Origin of the sequence: Actinomadura sp. 1N219, assembly GCF_044326405.1 — a bacterium.
In the GTDB taxonomy this organism is placed as follows: Bacteria; Actinomycetota; Actinomycetes; order Streptosporangiales; family Streptosporangiaceae; genus Spirillospora.
Genome location: NZ_JBIRAY010000002.1, coordinates 299,769 through 323,835 on the forward strand (window position 1 = coordinate 299,769; position 24,067 = coordinate 323,835).

Below are 24,067 nucleotides of genomic sequence, written 5' to 3' on the forward strand. Positions count from 1 at the left end.
GTCTGGGCGATGTCCGGCCTGGAACGAAATTTGTGTGACCGGGCTAGCAAGGGCAGCCCGCAGCAAGCGCGCTAGCGCCTAATCGTCACCCGACGACGAGGTACGAGCAGCCCTAGGCAGGCGGTCACCAACGGGAGTCAGGTCACGGCAGTCGTGCGCCCGTTCCAGGGCATGCGCTTGGCCAGCTCCAGACGGCTCTGACGTGAGGCCAGTGCGACAGTTTGCGAGCGGCGCTTGACCTGGAGCGCACTCCAGGTCGCAGAGTGAGAGACGACAGTGACCAGCCCGCAGAGTCACGATGGACGAGAAAGGTCTGCCATGCGCATTGGTCTCCAGATTCCGAGCTTCACCTTTCCCGGCGGACCGGACCAGATCGCTCCGACGTTCGGCGGCATGGCGAAGGAAGCCGACCAGGCGGGACTGCATTCGCTGTGGGTGATGGACCACTTTTTCCAGATCGACATGGTGGGTCCGCCGGAGGATCCTATGCTGGAGAGTTACTCCGCACTCGCATACGCCGCCGCGCTGACCGAGCAAATCACGCTGGGCACGATGGTAACCGCCGTGACCTATCGGCACCCCGGCATTCTCATCAAGACGGTGACGACGCTGGACGTGCTGTCCGGCGGACGTGCTTGGCTGGGCATCGGGGCGGCTTGGAACGAGGACGAGTCGCGAGGGCTCGGCGTTCAGTTCCCACCGGTTGCGGAGAGATTTGAGAAGCTGGAGGAGACGCTGAAGATCGCTCACCAGATGTGGAAAGGCGACGAATCAGCGTTCGAGGGCAAACATTTCACGCTGGAGCGGCCGCTGAATTCGCCGCCCGCGCTGAGGAACCCGCGTCCGCCGATCCTGATCGGCGGCAGCGGAGAGAAGAAGACGCTGCGGTACGTCGCCAAATACGCCGACGCTTGCAACATTTTCGACGGCGAAGAACTGCCTCGCAAGCTGGATGTGCTGCGTGAACACTGCGAGCGCGAGGGACGCGACTACGCCGAGGTCGAGAAGACCTCGTTGAGCTACTTCAGCAGCCCGCCATCAGTGGACGCGGCCGTGGACCGGATCGGGCGTCTCGCGGAGCGTGGCATCGACCACGCAATCTTCACACAGGGCACTGGACAGGACCTGGCGGGCATTCTGGGCGAGGCCCTCGCGCAGACGGAGAAGATCGTCCCTGCAGGACGCTGATCCTCGCCGGGCGCATGACGACACGAACGGAAACGTCCGTCAAGAAACGAATTTGAGCGCGAAGGGAGCAGGCTCCCGCGCCGAGCAAATGGCGGGCGGGAGCCGAGCGCTGAAAGTCTCCGTACCGCCAGCCCGAGATGCACGGGGACGTTAAGGGGTTCAACACGCTGATCAGCGAGACGAGAGCGACAAGGTCACCCAGCGTCTCCCACAGTTCGTCGCTACGAGCTCGCGCCGTCGAGGCAACATTCAAGCATTGAAATATCGACCTCACTGTCAACGGCCTATCGCCCTTCGAGCTGGTCACTGCGATGACCCGTCCCCCACACGCGCCACCGCACCCCGCACTCATCCTCGCTCACGCAGGATCACGCTACGTTGTGATCTGCCCATCGCCATGGTCTACGCCAGTGCCAATGTCCGCGCTGGGCCATCCGCGGCGCGAACGAAATCTGCACAACGCGTGGCCAGCGCAGCGCCGTGCTCTGGGCGGTGCCGTGGCGAACGCAGCGCTGTTTTGCCCGCGGTCGCGTCCGTCCGGCGGGCCACTCCCATCCTTGACGACGCGCAATCCACCCTGCGCCGTGATCAGCACGGCTACTCGTTGCCATGGTCTGGGCGGTGCCATGACCAGCACGGTCGCATAGCCCAGCGCAGTGCCGCGGTCTATGCGGGCAGGCAGTGACCTCGAACCTTGTGCTTCGGGTGGATCGTGGTCAGGGGACCGTGGCCGGGACGGTGCCGTGGCGCGGAGACCTCCGCCGCGAGCCGGTCGCGGGTAGCGCCCGGCCCTTCGGCGCGCAGCGTCTCCACGACGCGGATCCACAGCCCGGCGGCGGTGCCGTGCGCGAAGCGGGCCTCGGCGGCCTCGGCGGCGCGCCGCGCATACCGCACGGCCTTCGCGGGGTCCGCGCCCGACTCCAGGTAGTGGTGCGCGATCGCGGCGACCTCGCCGGGCGCGTGCCGTTCAAGCGCGGCGGCGACGCGGCCGTGCAGCCGGGTCCGGCGGGCCCGGGAGATCGCCTCGTAGAGGGTGTCGCGGACGAGCGCGTGCGCGAACCGCATCCGACGTCCTCGCCGAACTCGCCGGGGACGAGGATAACGTGATCGACGCCGTCGAGGCGGGCCTTGCCGGGGGTCTCGTCACCGAGCCGGGGCCGGGACGGGACGGAGCCGTGGCCGGGGCGGGCAGGGCTTCGGGCGGTGCCGTGCGCAGGGAGAGGCCGTGGTCAGGGAGAGGCCGTGGTCAGGAATTAATCGTGGTCTGGGTGGGGCCGCGGTCTGGTGGGGCCGTGGTGGGCTCGGGCCGGGCTTCGGGCGGGGTGAGGGTGTCAGGGGAGGGTTTTGGTTAGTGGGTTTAGTTTGATCGGGTTTAGGAGGCGGCGGTAGGCGGTGATGCGGCCGTTTGCGACTTCTACTGTGTCTACGGCGGCCAGGTGGTCGTCTCGGTAGACGAGGAATTCGAGGCGGCCGTTGATTTGTGCCGGGACGATGCGCATTTCTGTGCGGGCGCTGACTCTGAGCAGTGCGGTGACGACTCGTCCGGCGCCTGCGATGATCTTGCGGGCGGCGAAGACGCGGCCGCCGCCGTCGGTGGTGTAGGCGGCGTCTGGGTCCAGCAGTTCCAGGAGTGCGGCCTCGTCGCGCCGCTCGTAGGCGGAGCGGAACGCCGCCAGGACCTTCTCCCGCTCCGCCGCCGGGACGGGACGGTGCGGCAGCGCGGCGGCGATCTTGCGCCGGGCGCGGGAGGCGAGTTGACGGCACGCGGCGGGCGTCTTGCCGAGGACGTCCGCGATCTGTTCGTACGGGACGTCGAACGCCTGGTGCAGGACGAAGGCGACGCGTTCCGGCGGCGAGAGCTCCTCCATGACCAGGAGCATCGCGGTGCCGGCCGTCTCGTCCATCAGGACGGGCTCGGCGGCGTCCGGGCCGGTCAGGATGGGTTCGGGCAGCCACGGGCCGACGTAGTCGACACGGCGGGCGCGGGCGGAGCCGAGCACGTCGTAGGCGCGGCGGGCCGCCACGGTGATCAGCCAGGCCCGCAGGTCGCGGACGTCGTCGAGTGAGTCGGCGTCCTGCGGGGCCTCGCCGTCGCGCCGGGAGTCGCGGGAGTGGGCGCGTATCCACACGTCCTGGACGATGTCCTCGGCGTCGGCGACGCTTCCGGTGATGCGGTACGCGGCGCCGAACACGGCGGGACGGTGCGCGGGCCATTCGTCGTCGAGGCGGCTCATCCGGATTCGGTGGCGACCACGCCCCGGCCGACGATGTCGGCGGTGGCCATGCCAGGCATGTTGGGGCTGGGTATGGCGTCCGTGATGAGGGCGTTGGTGGTCATGGCGTTACGCGGTCGCTGGGGTGAATACCCATTTCTTGTACGACCAGTAGCGGAACGCGGCGCCGAGGGCGACGCCTGCCAGCAGCCCGCCGTTGTAGGCGACTCCGCCGTGGAGTCCGAGGGTGTAGTAGGTGAAGCCGGTGCAGAGGACCTGGATGAGCAGTCCGACGCCGTTCAGCGCGAAGAAGATCGCGACCTCGCGGCCGGAGCCGTCGCTGTCGCGGTGGCGGAACACCCAGTACCTGTTGAGCAGGTAGGACGCCAGCGTGGACACCACGGTCGGCACGACGACGCTCGTGACGGGGCTGCCGCCGAGCAGGGCCCGCATCAGGTTGGCGCCGAAGATCATGATCAGGGTGCCGACGACTCCGACGAAGCCGAAACTGAGCAGTTCGCTCAGGAACTTGCCGCGGATGAGAAGCCTGCCGCGAAGGAATGCCCGGTGACCCGGGGCGGACTCGACCGTTTTGACCGGTCTTGACCGCTGCATGGTGCTCACTCGCCCAGACCTTACCTGACTAGGACATATCCCAAAGTCGCAACCCACCCAAAAGATCAGCGTCGTGTCGTTCAACACTCGGTCGTGGGGGTCCTGGCGCCCGGCTCGGCGGGGACGGCGGACGGGACCGCCGCCGTGGCGGTCGCCGGGGCCAGCAGGACGATCAGGCCGACCAGCCCGACCGGGACGGCCAGCGCCCACGTGAGCCCTACGCCCTGCGCGATGAACCCGATGACGGGCGGGCCGCCGAGCAGGCCCAGGTAGCCGACGCCGGTGACCCGGGAGATCCCGGCCGCGGCGGGCACGCCGGGGACGTTGCCGGCCGCGCTGAACGTGACGGGCGCGACGACCGCGACGCCGAGGCCGAAGAGCGTGAAGCCGCACACGGCCGCGACCGGGTGACCGGCGAGGAGGCCGAGTCCGAGGCCGAGCGCGGCGATCAGGGAACCCGTCCGCAGCACCGGGACGGGACCGAACCGCGCGACGACCCGGTCTCCGGCGAGGCGTCCGATGGTCATCGCCACCGCGCATCCGACATAGCCGAGGCCGGCGGCGCCCGGTCCGGTGCCGAGGTCTTCGCGCAGGTAGATGGCGCTCCAGTCGGCCATCGCGCCCTCGCCGACGAACGAGCACAGGCCGATGACGCCGAGCGTGATCAGCAGCCAGCGGGACGAGGACTTGGCCGTGGGAGGCGATCCGGGGCGAGTGGCCGGGGCGGTGGCGGGCGGCGCGCCTGGGGCGGCAGCGTCAGAGGCAGAGGCAGCGGCATCCCCGGGCGCGGCGGCTGCAGCGGGGGGTGTGTGGTCCGGGACGGTGTCGGCTGAGCGGTCCAGGAGGTCGCGGCAGCCGATCAGCAGCAGCGCCACCAGCACGGCGGTCGCGGCAGTCAGGTGCAGCGGGACGGGGACGTCCGCGTGTGCCGCGCCTGAGCCGATGAGCGCGGCCACGAGCGTCCCGATGCTGTAGGCGCCGTGCAGGCCGGACATCAGCGGGCGTCCGTAGCCGCGTTCGACGGCGACTCCCTGGGCGTTCATGGCCACGTCCATCAGGCCGAGCGAGGCGCCCATCAGCAGGAGGGAGCAGATCAGCGCGCCGATGTTCCAGGCGAGGCCCAGCGGGACCAGCGACGCGGCGCAGACGATCCCGGCGGCGATGGTCGTGGCGCGGCTGCCCCAGCGGGCGACGATCCGTCCGGCGAAGCGCACGGCGATCACGACGCCGATGGGCGCGCCCAGCAGGGCGACGCCCATCGAGCCTTCGCTCAGACCGAGATGCTCCTTGATCTGCGGGATGCGGGCGACCCAGGCGGCCGTGAGCAGGCCGTGCGCGACGAAGGCCAGCGTCACGGCGACCCGGGCCCGGCCAAGTGTCGCGATCTTGTCCGTAACCACCTAGCAGACTGTACGTGCCTTACGGGCCCGCCGCTTCAGGTGAGCGCCCGACCAGCACCCCAGCGGCGCCTAGGGTGCTGAGGGCGTTAGGGCGCGGGCGCTGTGGGTCAGGGTAGAGCGGTCAGGGGGACGTCGGGGTCGGTCAGGCGGGCGGCGTCCACGGGGCGGCCGGAGCGGATCAGGGCCTGGACGTCGCCGGTGACGTCCCACACGTTGACGTTCATCCCGGCGACGACCCGGCCGCCGGACAGCCAGAACGCGATGAACTCACGTCCTGGGACGTCCCCGCGGTACACGACCTCGTCGTACTCCCCCGGCGACGCGACGCCCGACATCTCCATGCCGAGGTCGTACTGGTCGCTGAAGAAGTACGGGACGCGGTCGTAGGAGACGTCCTGGCCGAGCATGGCGCGGGCGGCTGCCGGCCCGCCGTTCAGGGCGTTCGCCCAGTGCTCGACGCGGATCCGGCGGCCGAGCAGCGGGTTGTAGGCGTTGGCGACGTCCCCGGCCGCGTAGATGTCGGGGTCGGACGTGCGCAGCGAGGCGTCCACCAGGATGCCGTCGGAGACGTCGAGGCCGGCCTCCTCGGCGAGCCGGGTGTTGGGCCGCACGCCGATGCCGACGATCACGACGTCGGCGGGCACCTCGGCGCCGCCCGAGGTGACGACGGCCGACACCTGCCCGGCGCCCCAGAACCCGGCGACGCCCTGGTCGAGGCGCAGGTCGACGCCGTGCTCGCGGTGCAGGTCGGCGAAGACGCCGCCGAGCTCGGGACCCAGGGACGCGTGCAGCGGCGTCGGCTCCGGCTCGATGATCGTCACGTCGTTGCCGTGGGTGCGGGCGGCGGCGGCCGTCTCCAGCCCGATCCAGCCCGCCCCGGCGACGACGACGCGCCGTCCGCCGTGCGTGAGGGCCTGCTTCAGCGCCGCCGAGTCGGCCATCGTCCGCAGGTAGTGGATGCCCTGCAGTTTGGATCCGGGCACTTCCAGCCGCCTCGGGGACGCGCCCGTCGCCAGCAGCAGCTTGTCGTAGCCGATCGGCTCCTTGGTGGACAGGCGGACCTGGTGCGCGTCCCGGTCGACGGCGGCGACGGAGACGCCGACCCGCAACTCCACGTCGTGCTTCTCGTACCAGTCGGCCTCGTGGACGTGGGCCTTCTCGCGCGGCTCCTTGTCCAGGAGGAAGCCCTTGGACAGCGGCGGCCGCTCGTACGGCCGCTCGATCTCGTCCCCGATCAGGAGCAGTCTGCCCGCGAAGCCCTCCTCTCGGAGCGTTTCCGCCGCCTTGGCACCGGCCAGGCTGGCGCCGGCGATGACGAACGTCTCCTCGGGCATGGCGACCGACCTCCTGTAGTTGACCTGTAGCTATCCCTACAGCGGCCTATGTAACGAGACAAGGGTCATCGTCGGGCGCGTCGGGGCATATTCGACACATCGCCCGCGCCGCAATGCGCTTTTCCCGGCCGCGTCCCGGAAAGGGCGCGGCGGAAGCGGCGGAAGCAGGGGAAATGGCGCAGGTGATCAGTGCGGGCGGCCGTTCAGCACGCGGTGGCGGGCCATCGCGGTGAGGTCGGTCATCGACGCGATCTGGTCGATGACGGCGCGGAGCCGGCCCGCGTCGTCGCCGGCGGCCTCGAAGGCGGCGCGGAAGCCGGGTTCGAGCGTGCCGGGCGCGCCGGCGAGCATCAGCCCGGCCAGCTCGGTGATCAGCCTCCGCTGCCGGGCCCTGATCTCCTCGTGGCTGATCCACACGTAGTGCGCCGTGATGCCCTTGAGCAGCGCGTTCTCCAGCCGCTGCGCCCGCGGGACGATCAGCTCCGCCGCGTACCGGGTCAGCGGACGGTCGCCGTAGGCGTCCCGGGTGGCCGTCTCCGCGGCCATGCAGAACCGTCCGATCAGGGTGCTGGTGAGGTTCTTCAGCGCGGCGAGGCTGCGCGGGGTGCCGTCGTAGCGGTCGGGCCAGTACGGCTCGGCGAGCAGCGCGTCGAAGCGCTCCTCCAGCTCGGCGAGGTCGGCGTCGGGGCAGTACAGCTTGGTCGCGGTGGCGGCGACGAGGCGGCGCTCGGCCGGGTCGGCGAGGCGGACGAAATCGATGTGCCCGGCGACCAGCGCGTCCTCAAGGTCGTGGACGGAGTAGGCGACGTCGTCGCTCCAGTCCATGACCTGGGCCTCGAAGCACGTCCGGCCGGGTTCGACGCCCTCGCGGACCCAGCGGGCGACGTCCATGTCGTCCGAGTACACGCCGAATTTGCCGTTGACGGCCTCGGTCTGCGACCACGGGTACTTCATCGCGGCGTCCAGCGCGGCGCGCGTCAGGTTGAGGCCGACGCTGCGTCCGTGCAGGGGCGGGCCGTCCGGCGCGAACGACTTGGGCTCCAGCCTGGTCAGGACGCGGAGGCTCTGCGCGTTGCCCTCGAAGCCGCCGCAGTCGCGGGCGACGATGTCGAGGGCGGCCTCGCCGTTGTGCCCGAACGGCGGGTGCCCGATGTCGTGGGACAGGCACGCCGCCTCCACCAGGTCGGGATCGCAGCCGAGGGATTTGCCGAGCTCCCGGCCGACCTGCGCGCATTCGAGCGAGTGGGTCAGCCGGGTGCGCAGGCTCTGCACGGTGTCGGCGGTGGCGTCCGCGCCGGGCGAGGCGACCTGCGTCTTCGCGGCGAGCCGCCGCAGGGCGGCGCTGTGCAGGACGCGGGCGCGGTCGCGCTCGAACGCCGTCCGGTCGCGCCGCTTGGCGGGCTCGGGCGCCCAGCGTTCCCGGTCCCGAGCCGTGTAGGCGGAGTTTCCGTGGCCGGATTCCCCGTGAATCGAATTGGTCGTCATGGCCCTATCCAGGGTAAGCGGGCGCGCTCAGGCCCGGTCCAGGAACCGGCGGGTCAGCGCCGGTCCGGTCCCTGTATCCGGCGGGTCAGCGTATCCGGTGGTGCGGTGATCCGGCGGTCCCGTGGTCGGGCGGGGTCCGGCGGGGCCGGCGGGGGCGGGGGGTCAGCCGTTGGACGGGTCGGCGGACGGGTCGATGTGGATGCGCTTGGCGGTCTCGCTCGGCGTCTTCACGCTCTTGCCCAGCAGGACGTACGACAGGTATCCGCCGGTCTCCCGGACGATGTAGTGGAACTGGGTGTCGCGGGTCTGGACGCTGGGGCCGCTGCGCGTCGGGGACGCGGCGGCCTTGATCCCGTTGTCCTCGGCCATCTTCTTGGAGCGCAGCCCGTGCCACGGGTCGGTGACGATCACGCCGGACGTCCACTGGTGCCGCTTGAACTCCTTGCCGGCGGCCTTCATGCTCTCCAGCGTGTCGCGTCCGACCGGCACCGCGAAGACCTTGGACGCGGGCACCCCGCCCTTCTCGATCAGCCAGGCGCGGCCGGCGCCGGCCTCGGTGAAGTTGTCGCCGGGCGCCTTGCCGCCGACCGTCACGATCGCGGGCGCGACGCCGTCGCGGTAGAGCTTGAGGGCGTGCTGGAGCCGCCATTTCAGCGTCGGGGACGGCACGCCGTTGTACTGCGCCGCGCCGAGGACGATGATCGCGTCGGAGCGGGGCCGCTCGTCCTGGCGGGCCTGGTACCAGACCCGCGCCCCGACGGCGAGCGGCGTCAGGACGGCGACGGCGATCAGCCCGGCGAGGACGCTCGCCGGGATCGTGAACCAGGGCGACCGCTTGCGCCGCCCCTCCCGGCGGCCACGGCGGCCGCGGCGACCCCGCCGTCCGCCGTTCTCCGGTTCCCCGCCGTCGCCGGGCCTGCCGGTGTCGCCGCCGCCGTCTCCGGGCGCACGGGTTTCGGGGCCGTCGTCTTCGGGCCGGACGGTCGCGTGCTCGGTCCCCGGCACATCCACTTCCAACGTCATCGCATCGGACACGTTAGGTTAGATGGTCCGGCGCGTGCGCCCGGTTCGCCGGTTTGGTGTGTCATCCCGCCCACAGATCATCCGGCACACGGCGCTTCCGGCACACGGCTCTTCCGGGCTCACTGGCCGGCGGCGACGGGATCAGCGGCTGTCGCTGCCTCCCGAGGAGCCGGACGCGCCGTCCGCAGCCTCGATCGCGGCGCGGCCGGCCTCCAGGCGCGCGACGGGGACGCGGAACGGCGAGCAGGACACGTAGTCGAGGCCGACGTCGTGGCAGAAGTGCACCGAGTCGGGGTCGCCGCCGTGCTCGCCGCAGATGCCGAGGTGCAGGTCCGGACGGACGCGGCGGCCCTCCTCCACGGCGATGCTGACGAGCCGTCCGACGCCGTCCCGGTCGAGGGTCTCGAACGGCGACACCCCGAAGATCCCGAGGTCCAGGTACTGGGAGAAGAACGCCGCCTCGACGTCGTCGCGGGAGAAGCCCCAGGTCGTCTGGGTGAGGTCGTTGGTGCCGAAGGAGAAGAACTCGGCGGCCTCGGCGATCTGCCCGGCGGTCAGCGCGGCCCGCGGCAGCTCGATCATGGTGCCGATCAGCGCGGGCACGTCGACGCCGGTGGCGGTCCTGACCTCGGCCAGGATGGCGCGGGCCTCGTCGCGGACGGCCTCCAGCTCCTGGACGGCCCCGACGAGCGGGATCATGATCTCGGGGCGCGGGTCGCCGCCCGCGCTCCGGCGGGCCGCCGCGGCCTCGGCGATCGCGCGGACCTGCATTCCGAAAAGTCCCGGAATCACCAAACCGAGCCGCACGCCGCGCAGGCCCAGCATAGGGTTCTGCTCGTGCAGTCGGTTGACTGCTTCGAGCAGTCTCCGGTCTTTGGCATCCGCTTTGTCGCCTGCGAGCGCGACCCTGACCGACAGCTCGGTGATGTCGGGGAGGAATTCGTGCAGGGGCGGGTCGATCAGCCGGATGGTGACCGGCAGCCCGTCCATCGCCTCGAAGATCCCCTCGAAGTCCTGCCGCTGCAGGGGCTCCAGGGCGTCCAGGGCGTCCTTCCGCCCGGCCTCGTCCTCGGCGAGGATGAGCTGCTCGACGAGCTGCCGCCGGTCGCCGAGGAACATGTGCTCGGTGCGGCACAGCCCGATCCCGGCGGCGCCGAACCGGCGGGCGCGGGCGGAGTCGTCGGGGGTGTCGGAGTTCGCGCGGACCTTCAGCGCCGCGCGCGAGTCGGCGTGCTCCATGACGCGGTGGACGGCCTTCACGAGGTCGCCGCCGTCCTCGACGGACAGCTCGCCCTCGAAGTACCGGACGACGGGCGAGTCCTCGACGGGCACCTCGCCGAGGTAGACGTCCCCGGACGTCCCGTCGATGGAGATGACGTCGCCCTCGCCGACGGTGACGCCGCCGGGCGCGGTGAACCGCCCGCCCTTGACGTCGACGTCCAGCTCCTCGGCGCCGCACACGCAGGTCTTGCCCATGCCGCGGGCGACGACGGCGGCGTGCGAGGTCTTGCCGCCGCGGGAGGTCAGGACGCCCCTCGCGGCGACCATCCCGGCGAGGTCGTCGGGGTTGGTCTCGCGGCGGACGAGGATCACGTCCTCGCCCCGTCCGGCGAGCTCCACGGCCCGCTGGGTGGTGAACACGGCCTTGCCGACGGCCGCGCCCGGCGAGGCGTTCATCCCCTTCGTCAGCTTGCGCACGTTGTCGAGCTTGGCGGCGAAGCGGGGGAACATCAGCTGGGCGAGCTGGTCGCCGGTGACACGGCGGGCGGTCTCGTCCGCGTCGATGAGCCCCTGGTCGAGGAGCTGGCAGGCGATGCGGAACGCCGCGGCGGCGGTGCGCTTGCCGACCCGGGTCTGGAGCATCCACAGCTTCCCGCGCTCGATCGTGAACTCGATGTCGCACATGTCGCGGTAGTGGTTCTCCAGCGTCTCCATGATCTCGAGAAGCCGGTCGTAGGACGCCTTGTCGATGCGCTCCAGCTCGATCAGCGGGACGGTGTTGCGGATGCCGGCGACGACGTCCTCGCCCTGCGCGTTCTGCAGGTAGTCGCCGTAGATGCCCTGCTGCCCGGACGCGGGGTCGCGGGTGAACGCGACGCCCGTCCCGGAGTCCATGCCCATGTTGCCGAAGACCATCGCGCAGATGTTGACGGCGGTGCCGAGGTCGACGGGGATGCGCTCCTGCCTGCGGTACAGGACGGCGCGGGGCGCGTTCCAGGAGTCGAACACCGCCTCGACGGCGAGGTCCATCTGCTCGCGCGGGTCGGTCGGGAAGTCCCGGCCCGCCTTGTCCCGGACGATGGCCTTGAACCGGTCGACGAGCGCCTTGAAGTCCTCGGCGGTGAGGTCGGCGTCGTCGTCGCTGCCGCGGGCCCGCTTGACGTCCTCGACGGCGTCCTCGAACAGGTCGCCGTCGATGTCCAGGACGGTCTTGCCGAACATCTGGATCAGCCGCCGGTAGGAGTCCCAGGCGAACCGGTCGTCCCCCGCCTGCGCCGCCAGCCCGAGGACGGACTCGTCGTTCAGCCCGACGTTCAGGACGGTCTCCATCATGCCCGGCATGCTGAACTTGGCCCCGGAACGTACGCTGACCAGGAGCGGGTCGTCGCTCTGGCCGAGCTTCTTGCCCATCGCGGACTCCAGCGCGGCGAGGTGCCGGTTCACCTCGTCCGCCAGGCCCTCGGGCGGGTTCCCGTGCTCCAGGTAGTGCCGGCAGGCCTCCGCGGTGATCGTGAACCCGGGGGGCACGGGCAGTCCGAGGTTGGTCATCTCGGCCAGGTTGGCGCCCTTGCCGCCCAGCAGATCCTTGAGGTCCTTGTTGCCCTCGGTGAAGTCGTACACGAACTTCGGCACGGGGAGCTCCTTCTCGCTCCGGTTCCTCCCAGCGGCAGTGCCGGTCCAGCCGGGCCGGGGGCGCGCGGGGTCGCGATCCCCCGGGCGGCGGGTCCGCTGCCCTGTTTGCCGGGACTGTACCCGCGAATCCCGGGCTCGCTCGGCGCCCTCCGTCCGGGAGGACGTTCGCGCAGGTCAGGCCCCGGATAGTGGTCTATTCCAATTCGGACCAACGGGGATGATCAGGACAGAAACACCGCCGCGCACGGACGCCGCACGGACATCGCACGGACACCGCACGGAGGTCGCACGGACACCGCGCGGACGTGACGCACCCACTCCACGGAAGAGGGAATGATGGATCAAGGAGGTGAGGCTGTGAGGCCGAAGGTCGCGGGCGGCCGGGCTGGAGACCCGTTCGCCCCTATCGCCGACTACGGGTTCCTGTCGGACTGCGAGACGACCGCGCTGGTCGCGCCGAGCGGCAACATCGAGTGGATGTGCCTGCCCCGGATGGACTCCCCCAGCGTGTTCGGGTCGATCCTGGACCGCGACGCCGGGTACTTCCGGGTCGGCCCGGCCGGCGTGGAGGTGCCCGCCGCGCAGCGGTACATCCCCGGCACCATGGTGATGGAGACCACCTGGTGGGTGCACGGCGGCTGGCTCGTGGTGACGGACGCGCTGCTCATGGGCCCGTGGCACCACGAGACGGAACGGTCCCACACGCACCGCCGCGCCCCCACCGACTACGACGCCGACCACGTCCTGCTGCGGATGGTCCGGTGCGTGAACGGCCAGGTCCAGGTGCGGCTCGACTGCATGCCGGTGTTCGACTACGGCCGGACGCCCGCCCGCTGGGAGCACACCGGCGCCGGGTACCACGAGGCCCTCGCGCGCGGGAACGACGTCGGGCTGCGGCTCACCACCGACATGAACGTCGGGTTCGAGGGGTCGCTGGCCACGTCCAGGACGCTGCTGAAGCAGGGCGAGTCGCGGTTCGTCGCGCTGTCGTGGAGCGAGCACGCGGCGCCGTCGTCCTGGACGGAGGCGCAGGAGCGGCTGATCTGGACCGTCCACCACTGGCAGCACTGGCTGGACCGCGGCCGTTTCCCCGACCACCCCTGGCGGAGCCACCTGCAGCGCAGCGCGCTCACGCTGAAGGGCCTGACGTTCGCGCCGTCCGGCGCGGTGGCGGCCGCGGCGACGACGTCGCTGCCCGAGTCGCCCGGCGGCGACCGGAACTGGGACTACCGCTACACCTGGATCCGCGACTCCACGATGGCGCTGTGGGCGTTCTACACCCTCGGCTACGACTGGGAGGCCAACGACTTCTTCTACTTCATCACCGACGTCGCCGAGGCCGCCGAGGGCAAGCTGCAGATCATGTACGGGCTGGACGGCCGGGAGGAGCTGCCCGAGTCCACGCTCGACCACCTGTCCGGGTACGGCGACGCGCGTCCCGTCCGGATCGGCAACGAGGCCTACATGCAGGCGCAGCACGACGTGTGGGGCGCGATCATCGGCTCCATCTACCTGTTCGTGCGCAAGCGGGACCGGCTGGACGACCGGCTCTGGAAGATCATCATCAAGCAGGTGGAGGACGCGCTCGCCAACTGGCGCGTCCCGGACTGCGGCATGTGGGAGGTGCGCGGCGAGCCGCAGCACTTCACCTCGTCCAAGGTCTTCTGCTGGGTGGCGGCCGAGCGCGGCGCCCGCCTCGCCCGCATCCGCGGCGACCAGGACCGGGCCCTGCGCTGGCAGGCCGCCGCCGACGAGATCCACGCCGACGTCCTCGCCAACGCGCTGGACGAGCGCGGCGTCTTCACCGCCCACTACGGCGCGACGACCCTGGACGCGTCCGCGCTGCTGATCCCGCTGCTCGGCTTCCTGCCCGCCGACGACAAGCGCGTCCGCGAGACCGTCCTCGCCATCGCCGACGAGCTGTCGGAGGACGACCTCGTCCTGCGCTACCGGGCGGCGGAGACCGACGACGGCTTCGAGTCGGACGAGGGCACCTTCACCATCTGCTCGTTCTGGCTGGTCAGCACGCTGGTGATGATCGGCGAGCTGGAGCGGGCGCGGGCGCTGTGCGAGAAGCTGCTGTCGTACGCGAGCCCGCTGCAGCTGTACTCGGAGGAGATCGACCCGCACACCGGCCGCCACCTGGGCAATTTCCCGCAGGCATTCACCCACCTGGCCCTGATCAACGCCGTCATGCAGGTAATCAACGCCGAAACCAACGAACCCCAGTCGCCCTTGGCGTAACACCGACGGCTCTTGACAGGGGAACTTGACCACTCCTCCCCCTTCGGAGCGCGCAGTGCGGCCGCGTCGCGAAGCGACCACACTGCAGCACAGCGCGACGACGCTCCGTGGCCGGGGCTTCCACGGCCGCCCCGGCCCTTAATCACGACTTGACACCGAGTTGTCGGAATTGCGCCTTTTGTCGGCGACCCCGGCTACGGTTCCGCCGTGACCACACCACCTCCTACTGGCACCACCCCGGACACCCTCGGCTGGGCCGCACCCGACGCGTCCGACGCACAGGCGGCGGACGGTGCCGCGGCGAGTCCGCCGGGCCCTCCCCTCGGGCCGCCCTTCGACGCCCGGCCGCCGTCCACGCCCGTTCCGGCGCGGACGAACCGGCTCGCGATCGCCGCGCTGGTCACGGGACTCTGCGGGCTGGTCCTGCTCGCGATCGGCCTCGCCGTCGCCGCGCTCGTCCGGACCGGTCGCCGCGCGGAGGGACGTCCGGCCGAGAAGGGCAGAGGCCTCGCAATCGGCGGACTCGCCGCATCGGCCGTGTGGATCGCCGCCACGGTGGTCGCGGTGGCGGCCTTCGGAGGCGGGCCGTTCGCCACGGAGAAGGGAAGATCCGCCCTTTCCCCTCCTGACGGCTACGTCCTGGCCTCCACGCTGAAGGCCGGCGACTGCTTCACCGGGGAGCTCAACGCCGACGCCGATCCGTTCGTGTCACGCAGCCCCTGCAATCACCCGCACAACGGCGAAGTGGTCGGCAAGGCCACGCTTCCGGGCGCCCCGTTTCCGGGACACCAGAAGCTGACCGAGCAGGCCGCGAAAACGTGCAAGGAACGGATCCCGAACAAGGTGCGGGACGTCACCGAACTCGAACTCCGGACCGGCGTTCCCGGCGAGAAGGAGTGGAAGGACGGGGACCGCGGGGTCACCTGCATGATGGTGGTCGTCTCCAACCGGTCGCTCACCACGCCGCTCGCCGCCCTGGACACCGGCCCGCCGCCCGTCCAAGAGCTGAAGCGGGGCGACTGCATCGAGAAGTGGACAGAATCGGCGACGCTGCCCATCGTCGCCTGCACCCAGAAGCACGAGTTTCAAGTGTTCGCGGTCTACGAAATGCGGGACGGGAAGTACCCCGGCGAGAAGGCGCTCCTGGACAAGTCCGAGATGCGGTGCGCCGAACGCGCGGTGAAGATCTGGGGCGCCCGTATGCCGCTCCACCTCGTCATTCCCACCAGCGCGGTGCCCACGAAGGAGAGCTGGAATGCGGGATACCGGCAAGCGACCTGCATGGTCACCGGCAAGAAGGGATCGCTGACGCGCTCGGTGGTACCGCACTGACCCCCACATGGACGCGGCGGCCCCCGCATTGGCGAAAGGCATTGAAATGACTTCTTCTACACCACCGCACCCTGACGACGAGCCGAGGGACTCCACGCCCGCGGGAGCTGAGCGGTTCCCTGGAGCCGGGCAACCGGTTGGAGGCGAGCAACCGGTTGGGGCTGAGCACCCGGTTGGGGCCGCACAGCCTGCTTGGGCACCGCCTGGGGTTTCGGGTGTGCCCGGTCCCGGTGCGCCCGGTCCTGGTGCGCCCGGTCCTGGTGCGCCCGGTCCTGGTGCGCCCGGTCCTGGTGCGCCCGGCGCCGAGCCAGGCATGCCCGGCACCGGGCAGTGGCCGGTGCAGGACATGCCGTACTACGGCGGCGGCCCGCCGCCGACGGGGGTCGCGCCCCGGACGAACCGGCTGGCGATCGTCGCGCTCGTCACCGGGCTGTGCGGCCTGATCCTGCTGGCGATCGGCTTCGCGATCGCCGCGCTGGTGCAGGCCGGACGGCGCGGCGAGCGGGGCAAGGGCCTGGCCGTCGGCGCGCTGGTGGTGTCCGGCGCCTGGGTCGTGGCGGCGGCGGTCGCCCTCGCCGTGGTGGCGGGCTCGCTGGTCACCGCCGACCGGGACGAGACGGGGCGGGTCACCGGCAAGGACAAGATGCTGCCGGCGGCGCTGCGGGTCGGCGACTGCTTCACCGGTTTCAAGGTCGACTCGATGACGTCGCCCGTCACGGCGCTGCCCTGCGCGGAGCCGCACCAGGGCGAGGTCGTGGGCCAAGTACGGCTGGCGGCCGGCGAATTTCCGGGTAACAGGAAGGTTCACGAACAGGCGACCGATTCCTGCTTCATCAAGACGATCCGCTTCCTGAAGAGTCGGCACGCCCAATACCTGGAGCCTTACCTCATCCTGCCGACAAAGACGAACTGGGACGCCGGCGACCGCAAAGTGCTCTGCCTGCTCACCTATACCGGGCCCGACACCATCACCACTCCGATCGCGAATACCCTGGACCCGAAACTGAAGTACTGGACCGAACTCTCCTACGGCGACTGCTTCGGGAAATGGGACGCGGACGTCCCGGCGCAGCGCGTCCTCTCCTGCACCGAGTCGCACTGGAGCCAGGTGTTCGCGGTCTTCAAGCTGAAGGCAGGCCCGTATCCGGGAGAGAAGGGTCTGGAGCGGAAGGCGGAGGCGGGCTGCAAGAAGCAGGTGAAGAAGGTTTTCGGCCGGCACCCGTACCCCGAGTACTACTCGTTCTTCTCCGCGCAGAAATTCGAGTGGGAGGGCGGGATCCGCACCATCGTCTGCTTCGGCATGAGCGAGGACCGTCCGCTGAAGAAGACGATGCTGCCGCGCTGACCCGCGGCGGGCCCCGGATTCCGCCGGGGCCCGCGGTGGGTCAGACGACCGCGCCCGAGTCGTGCGTGGTGCGGCGCGGCGGGCGGGACTTGGTCTTGCGCTGGGGCGGCGGGGCCTTCGCGAACCGTTCCAGGACGACCGCGATCGGCGTCGCCGTGAACACGCTGGAGTACGTGCCGACGATGATCCCGATCAGGAGCGCGATGGCGAAGTCGGTCAGCGAGTCGCCGCCGAGGACCGCCAGGGCGGACAGGATGAACAGCGCGCCCATCCCGGTGTTGATCGTCCGCGGGACGGTCTGCAGGACGCCCCGGTTCGCGATCGCCGCGAACCGCCCCTTCGGGTTCTCGCCCCACATCTCCCGGACGCGGTCGAACACGACGACGGAGTCGTTGACCGAGTAGCCGATGATGGTGAGCAGCGCGGCGAGGAAGACCCCGTCGATCGGTTTCCCGAGCCAGGCGAAGATGCCGGTGACGATCGTGATGTCGTGGAACATGGCGATGACGGAGCCGGCCGCGAACGTCCAGCGGAACCTGATCGTCAGGTAGGCGAGCTGCACCAGCAGCGCCACGGCGAGGGCGATGAGGGCCTTGGTCCGCAGCTCGTCGCCCAGGCTGGGGCCGATCAGCTCGTCGCGCTGCTTGGTGGCGCCGCCGCCCTTCTCCGCCAGCGCGTCGTGGACGCGTTTCTCCTGCTCGTTGGTGAGGTCGACCGTCCGGACGGAGATGTCGTCCTCCCCGGACGTCTGGACGACGGCGCGCGGGAACCCGGCGTCGGCGACGGCGGAGCGCGCGACGTCGATGTCCACGGGACGGCTCGTGGAGTATTCGACGAGCCGCCCGCCGGTGAACTCCACGCCGAAGTTGAGGCCGCGGACGAAGATCCCGGTCACGGCGACGACGACGGCGAGCGCGGAGATCCCGAGCCAGAGGCGGCTGCGTTTCATCAGGTCGGGGCCGCTCTCCTCCAGCCACTTCCGGATCCGTCCGGCGCCGCTGAGGCCGCCCGCTCTGCCCCTGCTGAGCCGGGGGAACCGCGCCGCCGCGGCATCGGTGAGGACGCGGCTCAGCAGCATCGCCGAGACGAGGGACGCGAGGACGCCGATGGTCAGCGTGACGCCGAACCCCTTCACCGGGCCGGAGGCGAGGAAGAACAGCAGGGCCCCGGCGAGCAGCGTGGTGACGGCGGAGTCCGCGATCGCCGACCACGCCTTGTTGAACCCGGTGGCCAGGGCCGTCCGCGCGCTCCGTCCGGGAGCGGCGGACATTTCTTCTCTGGCGCGTTCGAAGGCCAGCACGTTGGCGTCGATGGCCATGCCGATGGCGAGGACGAAACCGGCGAGGCCGGGCAGGGTGAGCGTCGCGCCGACGGCGACGAGCGCGGCGTAGGAGATCAGCGCGTATCCGGTCAGCGCGACGGTGGCGAGGAAGCCGACGAGCCGGTAGACGGCCACGATGAACAGGCCGGTCAGGATGATGCCGATGACCGCGGCGCGGGCGCTCGCGTCGATCGCCTCGTCGCCTAGCGTCGGCCCGACCACCCGCTGCTCGATGATCTTCACGGGGACGGGCAGCGAGCCGCCCTCGATCAGCGCGGCGAGGTCCTTGGCCTCCCCGGCGCTGAAGTCCCCGGTGATCTGCGTCGATCCGCCGGTGATGCCGACGCCGCAGGACACGCTCTCGGTGACGCCCGGGGAGGAGATCACCTTGCCGTCCAGGACGATCGCGATCCGCCGCTCGTCGCCCGCCGCGCACGCGGCCTTGGCGGTCAGCCGCTCCCACGTCTTCCCGCCGCCGCCCTTGAAGTCGACGTTGACGGCCCAGCCGCCGAGGTTCTGCGGATCGTAGTTCGCGCTCGCCGAGCCGATGCCGTCGCCGGTGAGCGCGGCGGGGCCGATGAGGATCTGCTGCCCGCTCTCGTCCGGGATCAGCTGCTGCCCCTGGCCCGCCTTGCCGGTGTTGGGCAGCACCGGATGGGCGGTGAGCTGCGCGGTCTTGCCGAGAGCCGCGGTCGCCCTGGACGGGTCCTGCACGTCGGGCAGCTCCACGATCAGCCGCCGCTCGCCGGACCGGGTGAGCGAGGACTCCGCGACGCCGAGCGCGTTGACGCGGCGCTGCAGCACCTCCCGGGCGCGGTCGGTGGACTCGCGGTCGGCCTGCACCGTCGGCGAGTCCTGGGTCTCGAGGACGATCTGGGTGCCGCCGCGCAGGTCGAGGCCGAGGCGGGCGGGTTTGGACCAGGCGAAGTAGAACGATGTGGCGAGCACGGCGAACGCCAGTACCGCCCGCACCATGTTGGCGCGAGTCAAAGGGAACCTCCACACGGGCTTCGGCGCCGGGCGGCTGCACGGCACCGCGGACGACTAGCTCAGATCCGTGGGGAGGTGGGGGGTGCGCGCCCGCGCGGGACGCCGCTCGGCGCGACGTCCGGCGCGGTGTGGACGGCGAAGGCCCGGACGGCGCGTCCGGACGGCGGCTGGACCTCGACGCCGGACGCGGGCGGCACCGCGAACGCCGGATGCACGACGAGCGGCGACTGCCCGGCGTGTGCGAGATGCGCGTGCACCGCCTGCGTGTGGGGGCTTTGACGGTGCTTGCCGGCGGAGGATCGGGGGCGGGCGGGCGCGTGCTGCACCGTCCCGCTCCGGACGCCGGTGATCGTCCCGGTGGGGGACGTCCCGCCGTGCGCCCCGGCCCCGGCGGGCCCGACCACGATCCCGAGCAGCCCGAGCGCGACGACCAGGAGCCGGGCGACGGGACGGGCGGGCCGGTACAGGTCGCGCATCCTGCCCCTCCCCTCGGGCTCCTCGATCGGACGGCGTCGTCGCCGGGATCCGTGGTGCGTCTGCCTCCGCCCACGATGCCGGGGACGGCGGCGGGCGGTCCAGCCAACCTAGCCCAGGTTCACCGCCCTGGAGACACCGTTCGCCGGGCGTTGACGAAACACAGAGGGTGGACCTGCACAGATGCCCGCAGACCGTCCGCGCAGCGAAGCGGGCCGCCCCATCGCGTGGGACGGCCCGCTTTGCTTGTGCCTTTGTCGTGGACGCTCTCAGCAGCCCAACAGCTGGGCGGCGAGGAACGCTTCGACCTGGCCGATCGCGATGCGTTCCTGGCTCATCGAGTCGCGTTCGCGGACGGTGACCGCGTCGTCCTCCAGCGTGTCGAAGTCGACGGTGACGCAGAACGGCGTGCCGATCTCGTCCTGCCGGCGGTAGCGGCGGCCGATGGCCCCGGCGTCGTCGAACTCGACGTTCCAGTTCTTGCGGAGCCGCGCGGCGAGGTCGCGGGCCTTCGGGGACAGGTCGGCGTTGCGCGACAGCGGCAGCACCGCGGCCTTGACCGGGGCGAGCCGCCGGTCGAGCCGCATGACGGTGCGCTTCTCCAGCTTGCCCTTGGCGTTGGGCGCCTCGTCCTCGGCGTAGGCGTCCATCATGAACGTGAGCGTGCACCGGTCGACGCCCGCCGCCGGCTCGATCACGTACGGGACGAACCGCTCGCCCGACTCCTGGTCGAAGAACGACAGGTCGGCGCCGGACGCCTTGGAGTGCGTCGTCAGGTCGTAGTCGGTGCGGTTGGCGACGCCCTCAAGCTCGCCCCATTCGCCGCCGATGAAGTCGAAGCGGTACTCGACGTCCACGGTCCGCTTGGAGTAGTGGGAAAGCTTCTCCGCCGGGTGCTCGTACAGCCGCAGGTTCTCCTTGCGGATGCCGAGGTCGACGTACCACTGCATGCGCTCGTCGATCCAGTACTGGTGCCATTCCTCGTCGCTGCCCGGCTTGACGAAGAATTCCATCTCCATTTGCTCGAACTCGCGGGTCCGGAAGATGAAGTTGCCGGGCGTGATCTCGTTGCGGAACGACTTGCCGATCTGCCCGATGCCGAACGGGACCTTGCGCCGCGAGGACTGCTGGACGTTCAGGTAGTTGATGAAGATGCCCTGCGCGGTCTCGGGACGCAGGTAGGCGAGGCCCGACTCGTCCTCGACGGGGCCGAGGTAGGTCTTGAGGAGGCCGTTGAACATCCGCGGCTCGGTGAACGAGCCCTTGACGCCGCAGTTCGGGCAGCCGATGTCGGCGAGGCCGTTCGCGGGCGGGCGGCCGTGCTTCTCCTCGTAGCCCTCTTCGAGGTGGTCGGCGCGGAAGCGCTTGTGGCAGGACTGGCACTCGGTGAGCGGGTCGACGAACGCCTGGACGTGGCCGCTGGCCTCCCAGACCTCGCGCGCGAGGATGACGCACGAGTCCAGGCCGACGATGTCGTCGCGGCCCTGCACCATGGACTTCCACCATTGGCGCTTGACGTTGTTCTTCAGCTCGACGCCGAGCGGCCCGTAGTCCCAGGAGGCGCGGAGCCCGCCGTAGATCTCGCTCGACGGGTAGACCAGGCCCCGCCGCTTGGCGAGGTTGACGATCGTTTCCAGCACATCGGAACGGCGTGCCATGAAATATTCTCCATCCGGCTGGCGGTCGGCGGGACAGTGAGTGCGCCCCGGTCCCGCCGTGGAAACGGCGGGTGGCGGCGATTGCGATCCCCGGTGATGGCGCTCGGGCGTCCGGCCGCCGAAATGTGCGGTCTTCTCCGGCGCCTGCGAGCAATCCCAGCTTAGGGCACAGGTGAGTCTAGTTGACGCAGCGTGGTATTCGCGGGCCTAGTAGCGGGCCTAGTAGACGCGTCCGTCGACGATGTTGCTGTCGATGTTGATGGTGACGCCGCCGTGCTTCTCCTTGTGGCCGCCGCGGTACTGCTTGATCCGGCGGTGCGGGCGCCACCAGTGGTCCGGCATGAACGGGTCGCCGTACACCTTGGCCCTGCCGTCCCAGTTGGCGAACCAGACGGCGACGGGCCTGCTGATGCCGTCGGCGCGTCCCACGTCCCGGATGCCGGACTTGACGCTGCTGTAGAGGCAGGGCGTGTATCCGGTCTTCTTCAGCCTCCGGACCCAGTTGTCCACGAATCGCAGGACCGCGGCCTTGCAGCCGGGGTTCCTGCTCTTGTACGCCTCCATGTCGTAGTAGATGGGGGCGCCTTTCGCGATGCCGAGCCTCCGGGCCTTGCGTGCGGCGTCCACGGCGGACTTGGCGCCCTGTGACGCGGCGTTCTTCGCGGTGAACTTTTGCGGACGGCTGCTGCAGGGCGCCTGGAGCCCGACGTAGGTGGGCGTGATGCGGTAGCCCATATCGCGGACTTTCCTCACCCACCGCTTGGTGAGGTTGGGTTGCGCGCACCCGCGCGCCGCGCCGCCGATGTAGATGTTGGTGACCTTGAACGAGGGCCGCCACGCCTTCATGGCCGCGAGGGACGGGGCCGTGCAGGTGTCGAACCCCTTGCCCCGCACCCACGGACGGCGGTCGAGCAGCGGCTGAGCGGCGGCGTCCGGCTGTTCCGGCCTTCCGTCGGGCATGTCCTGCTCAGCCAGCTCAGACGGCACAGAAGGCACAGACGGCGGTGGCGGCACCGAGGGCACGGGCGGCGGCGCCAATCCCGCGGGAGCCACTGATGGCGCTGACGGCACGGACGGCAGCTCCGGCACAGACGGCAGGTCCGGCACGGACGGCGCTGACGGCGCTGACGGCGCTGACGGCGCTGACGGCACGGACGGCGCTGACGGCACCGGCGGTGTTGACGGCATTGGCGGCGCCGACGGCGGGGAGGTGCGCGAGCCGACGTTCGATGCGGCGGCCAGACGGGTGTTGCGGAGCACCTGCTGGAGCGCGGCCGGGTCCGTCCCGTAGACGCCGGTGATGGTGACGTCGGCCTCGGGGACGGTGAACCGCGCCTCGTGGTCGACGGTCTGCGGGAGCTCGAACGTGGCGAGCTGGGCACCGTGCACGACCGTCCGGGACGCGCGTCCGTGCCCGGCGGGCCGCGCACGGTCCGCCGGCTGGAGGTGGACCGCCTCGGTGCGTCCGACGAGGCGGGCCGGGCAGTCGGGCTGCGGTCCGGGACGGCCGAGGTAGACGGCGTGCCGGTCGTAGCGGACGCAGCGCGACGGATCCCGGTCGAGGTCGTGGACCTCCCACCCCGCCGGGACGGTGAAGCGCAGCCCGCGGTACTCGACCACGCGCGGCGCGTCCGCCCCCGGCCTGCCGTCGCTCAGCGCGGCGGCCTGGTGGGACGCGGGCCGCGCGGAGGACGTCCTGACGGCGGCGACGACGGGAGGGACGGCCGCCAGCACGGCCAGACCGCCGAACAGGGCGGCACGGGACCAGACGGCGCTGGACTGGACGGCATGGCGCATCACATCTCCCCCGGGCGGGCACGGCATGATCGTGATGCGGCAAAGATGACCTTGACCGGACGCCCCGAAACCGGGCCGGGACGCTTCTTGCCCCGCCGTTTCCCCTATGCAGACGCGCCTTGATCAAGACGTGCCGTCGAGACGCGTCGTCGACCGTACGCGACGCCGCTCAGGCCGAGGTGATGATCTCGTAGGCGCCCGGTTCGTCCACGGCCATGACGGCGAGCGGCATGAACTGGAGCCGCACCTCGTACTGGCCGAGCGCGCGGCGGTAGTGGCCGGCGCCGTCCCATTCGGTGACGAGGGCCCAGAGGCCGGGGTCGTCGACCGTCCTGCCGAGGCGCCCGGAGCGGAATCCGGGGCTCGCGGACAGCGCCGTCAGCACCGCGCTCATGCGTTCGGCGAAGCCGTCGGCGTCCTCGCCTGGCACGCGGTACCGGGTTATCGCGATCATCGGTACATCCTGGCAGTACGTTGGGCGGGTGGAGACGAGAGGTGAGCAGGGCGCCGGCCTGCGGGCGGCGGTCGAGCGGTGGAGTGCGGCGCCGGTGGTGTTCCTGCACCGGCTGCCGCGGTGGGTGCTGCTCGTCGCGGTGTTCGTCCTGCTGGTGATCGGGATGGTCGGGACGGGCTGGGTGGCGGCCGCGGCCGTGCTGGTCCTGGCGCTGGCGCTGGCCTGGTTCGCCTTCCTGAACTGGCCCGCGCTGGACGGCTCGGGCAGAGCGCTGCGCGTCGCGGCGCTGGCGGTCCTGGTGGCGTTCGCGCTGGGGCGCGGCATCGGGCAGTTCTGACCAG

Annotated in this window: 18 protein-coding genes; 5 read left to right on the top strand and 13 right to left on the bottom strand. The window is 70.9% G+C overall.

The annotated features are described in order from the left end of the window. Positions 1-318: 318 nt before the first annotated feature. Positions 319-1,188 carry an LLM class F420-dependent oxidoreductase gene (locus tag ACH35V_RS10175; protein WP_395971573.1) on the top strand — a complete coding sequence of 290 codons (870 nt, stop codon included), beginning with the start codon at positions 319-321 and terminating at the stop codon, positions 1,186-1,188. A 666-nt stretch (positions 1,189-1,854) separates the two neighbouring features. Here ACH35V_RS10175 and ACH35V_RS10180 read toward each other — a convergent pair. The 8 genes from ACH35V_RS10180 to ppdK all read right to left on the bottom strand — a co-directional run bounded on the left by ACH35V_RS10180 (position 1,855) and on the right by ppdK (position 12,111). Continuing rightward, the gene (locus ACH35V_RS10180) at positions 1,855-2,253 is read right to left on the bottom strand and encodes a hypothetical protein (protein ID WP_395971575.1); all 399 of its coding nucleotides are present in this window, start codon (positions 2,251-2,253) and stop codon (positions 1,855-1,857) included. A 266-nt stretch (positions 2,254-2,519) separates the two neighbouring features. Beyond that, on the bottom strand, positions 2,520-3,422 hold the full coding sequence (locus ACH35V_RS10185) for a sigma-70 family RNA polymerase sigma factor (RefSeq protein WP_395971577.1): 903 nt from the start codon (positions 3,420-3,422) through the stop codon (positions 2,520-2,522). Between the two features lie 108 nt (positions 3,423-3,530). Beyond that, positions 3,531-4,016, bottom strand: coding sequence for a GtrA family protein (locus ACH35V_RS10190; protein ID WP_395972035.1), 486 nt, complete (start codon positions 4,014-4,016; stop codon positions 3,531-3,533). A gap of 80 nt (positions 4,017-4,096) precedes the next feature. Beyond that, positions 4,097-5,416 (bottom strand): MFS transporter, encoded by a 1,320-nt coding sequence (locus tag ACH35V_RS10195; RefSeq protein ID WP_395971579.1) that lies wholly within the window; start codon positions 5,414-5,416, stop codon positions 4,097-4,099. A gap of 107 nt (positions 5,417-5,523) precedes the next feature. Then, a complete protein-coding gene (locus tag ACH35V_RS10200) occupies positions 5,524-6,750 on the bottom strand; it encodes an NAD(P)/FAD-dependent oxidoreductase (RefSeq protein ID WP_395971580.1) in 1,227 nt (408 codons plus the stop codon). Between the two features lie 186 nt (positions 6,751-6,936). Continuing rightward, positions 6,937-8,235: a deoxyguanosinetriphosphate triphosphohydrolase gene (locus ACH35V_RS10205; RefSeq protein WP_395971582.1), complete on the bottom strand. Its 1,299-nt coding sequence runs from the start codon at positions 8,233-8,235 to the stop codon at positions 6,937-6,939. A gap of 162 nt (positions 8,236-8,397) precedes the next feature. Beyond that, entirely contained in the window at positions 8,398-9,258 is an 861-nt protein-coding gene (locus ACH35V_RS10210; RefSeq protein ID WP_395971584.1) for a YdcF family protein, read from the bottom strand. Positions 9,259-9,399: 141 nt separating this feature from the next. Further along, positions 9,400-12,111: a pyruvate, phosphate dikinase gene (ppdK, locus tag ACH35V_RS10215; RefSeq protein WP_395971586.1), complete on the bottom strand. Its 2,712-nt coding sequence runs from the start codon at positions 12,109-12,111 to the stop codon at positions 9,400-9,402. 357 nt (positions 12,112-12,468) lie between these two features. On the opposite strand from ppdK, the gene ACH35V_RS10220 reads away from it, so the two are divergent. The 3 genes from ACH35V_RS10220 to ACH35V_RS10230 all read left to right on the top strand — a co-directional run bounded on the left by ACH35V_RS10220 (position 12,469) and on the right by ACH35V_RS10230 (position 17,032). Then, entirely contained in the window at positions 12,469-14,355 is a 1,887-nt protein-coding gene (locus ACH35V_RS10220; protein WP_395971588.1) for a glycoside hydrolase family 15 protein, read from the top strand. Between the two features lie 207 nt (positions 14,356-14,562). Beyond that, complete coding sequence (locus ACH35V_RS10225) at positions 14,563-15,687, top strand: septum formation family protein (protein WP_395971590.1); 1,125 nt, start codon at positions 14,563-14,565, stop codon at positions 15,685-15,687. Positions 15,688-16,000: 313 nt separating this feature from the next. Further along, the gene (locus ACH35V_RS10230; protein ID WP_395971592.1) at positions 16,001-17,032 is read left to right on the top strand and encodes a septum formation family protein; all 1,032 of its coding nucleotides are present in this window, start codon (positions 16,001-16,003) and stop codon (positions 17,030-17,032) included. A gap of 40 nt (positions 17,033-17,072) precedes the next feature. Here ACH35V_RS10230 and secD read toward each other — a convergent pair whose 3' ends face one another. The 5 genes from secD to ACH35V_RS10255 form a co-directional block, all read right to left on the bottom strand. Continuing rightward, entirely contained in the window at positions 17,073-19,343 is a 2,271-nt protein-coding gene (gene secD, locus ACH35V_RS10235) for a protein translocase subunit SecD (protein WP_395971594.1), read from the bottom strand. Between the two features lie 59 nt (positions 19,344-19,402). Continuing rightward, positions 19,403-19,819 carry a hypothetical protein gene (locus ACH35V_RS10240; protein ID WP_395971596.1) on the bottom strand — a complete coding sequence of 139 codons (417 nt, stop codon included), beginning with the start codon at positions 19,817-19,819 and terminating at the stop codon, positions 19,403-19,405. A gap of 267 nt (positions 19,820-20,086) precedes the next feature. Beyond that, positions 20,087-21,475 (bottom strand): glycine--tRNA ligase, encoded by a 1,389-nt coding sequence (locus ACH35V_RS10245; RefSeq protein ID WP_395971597.1) that lies wholly within the window; start codon positions 21,473-21,475, stop codon positions 20,087-20,089. Positions 21,476-21,694: 219 nt separating this feature from the next. Beyond that, positions 21,695-23,272, bottom strand: coding sequence for a glycoside hydrolase domain-containing protein (locus ACH35V_RS10250; RefSeq protein WP_395971598.1), 1,578 nt, complete (start codon positions 23,270-23,272; stop codon positions 21,695-21,697). Between the two features lie 169 nt (positions 23,273-23,441). Continuing rightward, the gene (locus ACH35V_RS10255) at positions 23,442-23,726 is read right to left on the bottom strand and encodes an antibiotic biosynthesis monooxygenase family protein (RefSeq protein WP_395971599.1); all 285 of its coding nucleotides are present in this window, start codon (positions 23,724-23,726) and stop codon (positions 23,442-23,444) included. Positions 23,727-23,754: 28 nt separating this feature from the next. Here ACH35V_RS10255 and ACH35V_RS10260 point away from each other — a divergent pair, with 28 nt between their 5' ends. Further along, a complete protein-coding gene (locus ACH35V_RS10260) occupies positions 23,755-24,063 on the top strand; it encodes a DUF6703 family protein (RefSeq protein WP_395971600.1) in 309 nt (102 codons plus the stop codon). Positions 24,064-24,067: the final 4 nt, after the last annotated feature.

What these genes read in the sequence shown, in the direction of transcription:
- ACH35V_RS10175 (WP_395971573.1), top strand. Translation starts at nt 319, where the DNA reads ATGCGCATTGGTCTCCAGATTCCGAGCTTCACCTTTCCCGGCGGACCG.
- ACH35V_RS10180 (WP_395971575.1), bottom strand. Translation starts at nt 2,253, where the DNA reads ATGCGGTTCGCGCACGCGCTCGTCCGCGACACCCTCTACGAGGCGATC.
- ACH35V_RS10185 (WP_395971577.1), bottom strand. Translation starts at nt 3,422, where the DNA reads ATGAGCCGCCTCGACGACGAATGGCCCGCGCACCGTCCCGCCGTGTTC.
- ACH35V_RS10190 (WP_395972035.1), bottom strand. Translation starts at nt 4,016, where the DNA reads ATGCAGCGGTCAAGACCGGTCAAAACGGTCGAGTCCGCCCCGGGTCAC.
- ACH35V_RS10200 (WP_395971580.1), bottom strand. Translation starts at nt 6,750, where the DNA reads ATGCCCGAGGAGACGTTCGTCATCGCCGGCGCCAGCCTGGCCGGTGCC.
- ACH35V_RS10205 (WP_395971582.1), bottom strand. Translation starts at nt 8,235, where the DNA reads ATGACGACCAATTCGATTCACGGGGAATCCGGCCACGGAAACTCCGCC.
- ACH35V_RS10210 (WP_395971584.1), bottom strand. Translation starts at nt 9,258, where the DNA reads ATGACGTTGGAAGTGGATGTGCCGGGGACCGAGCACGCGACCGTCCGG.
- ACH35V_RS10230 (WP_395971592.1), top strand. Translation starts at nt 16,001, where the DNA reads ATGCCCGGCACCGGGCAGTGGCCGGTGCAGGACATGCCGTACTACGGC.
- ACH35V_RS10240 (WP_395971596.1), bottom strand. Translation starts at nt 19,819, where the DNA reads ATGCGCGACCTGTACCGGCCCGCCCGTCCCGTCGCCCGGCTCCTGGTC.
- ACH35V_RS10245 (WP_395971597.1), bottom strand. Translation starts at nt 21,475, where the DNA reads ATGGCACGCCGTTCCGATGTGCTGGAAACGATCGTCAACCTCGCCAAG.
- ACH35V_RS10250 (WP_395971598.1), bottom strand. Translation starts at nt 23,272, where the DNA reads ATGCGCCATGCCGTCCAGTCCAGCGCCGTCTGGTCCCGTGCCGCCCTG.
- ACH35V_RS10255 (WP_395971599.1), bottom strand. Translation starts at nt 23,726, where the DNA reads ATGATCGCGATAACCCGGTACCGCGTGCCAGGCGAGGACGCCGACGGC.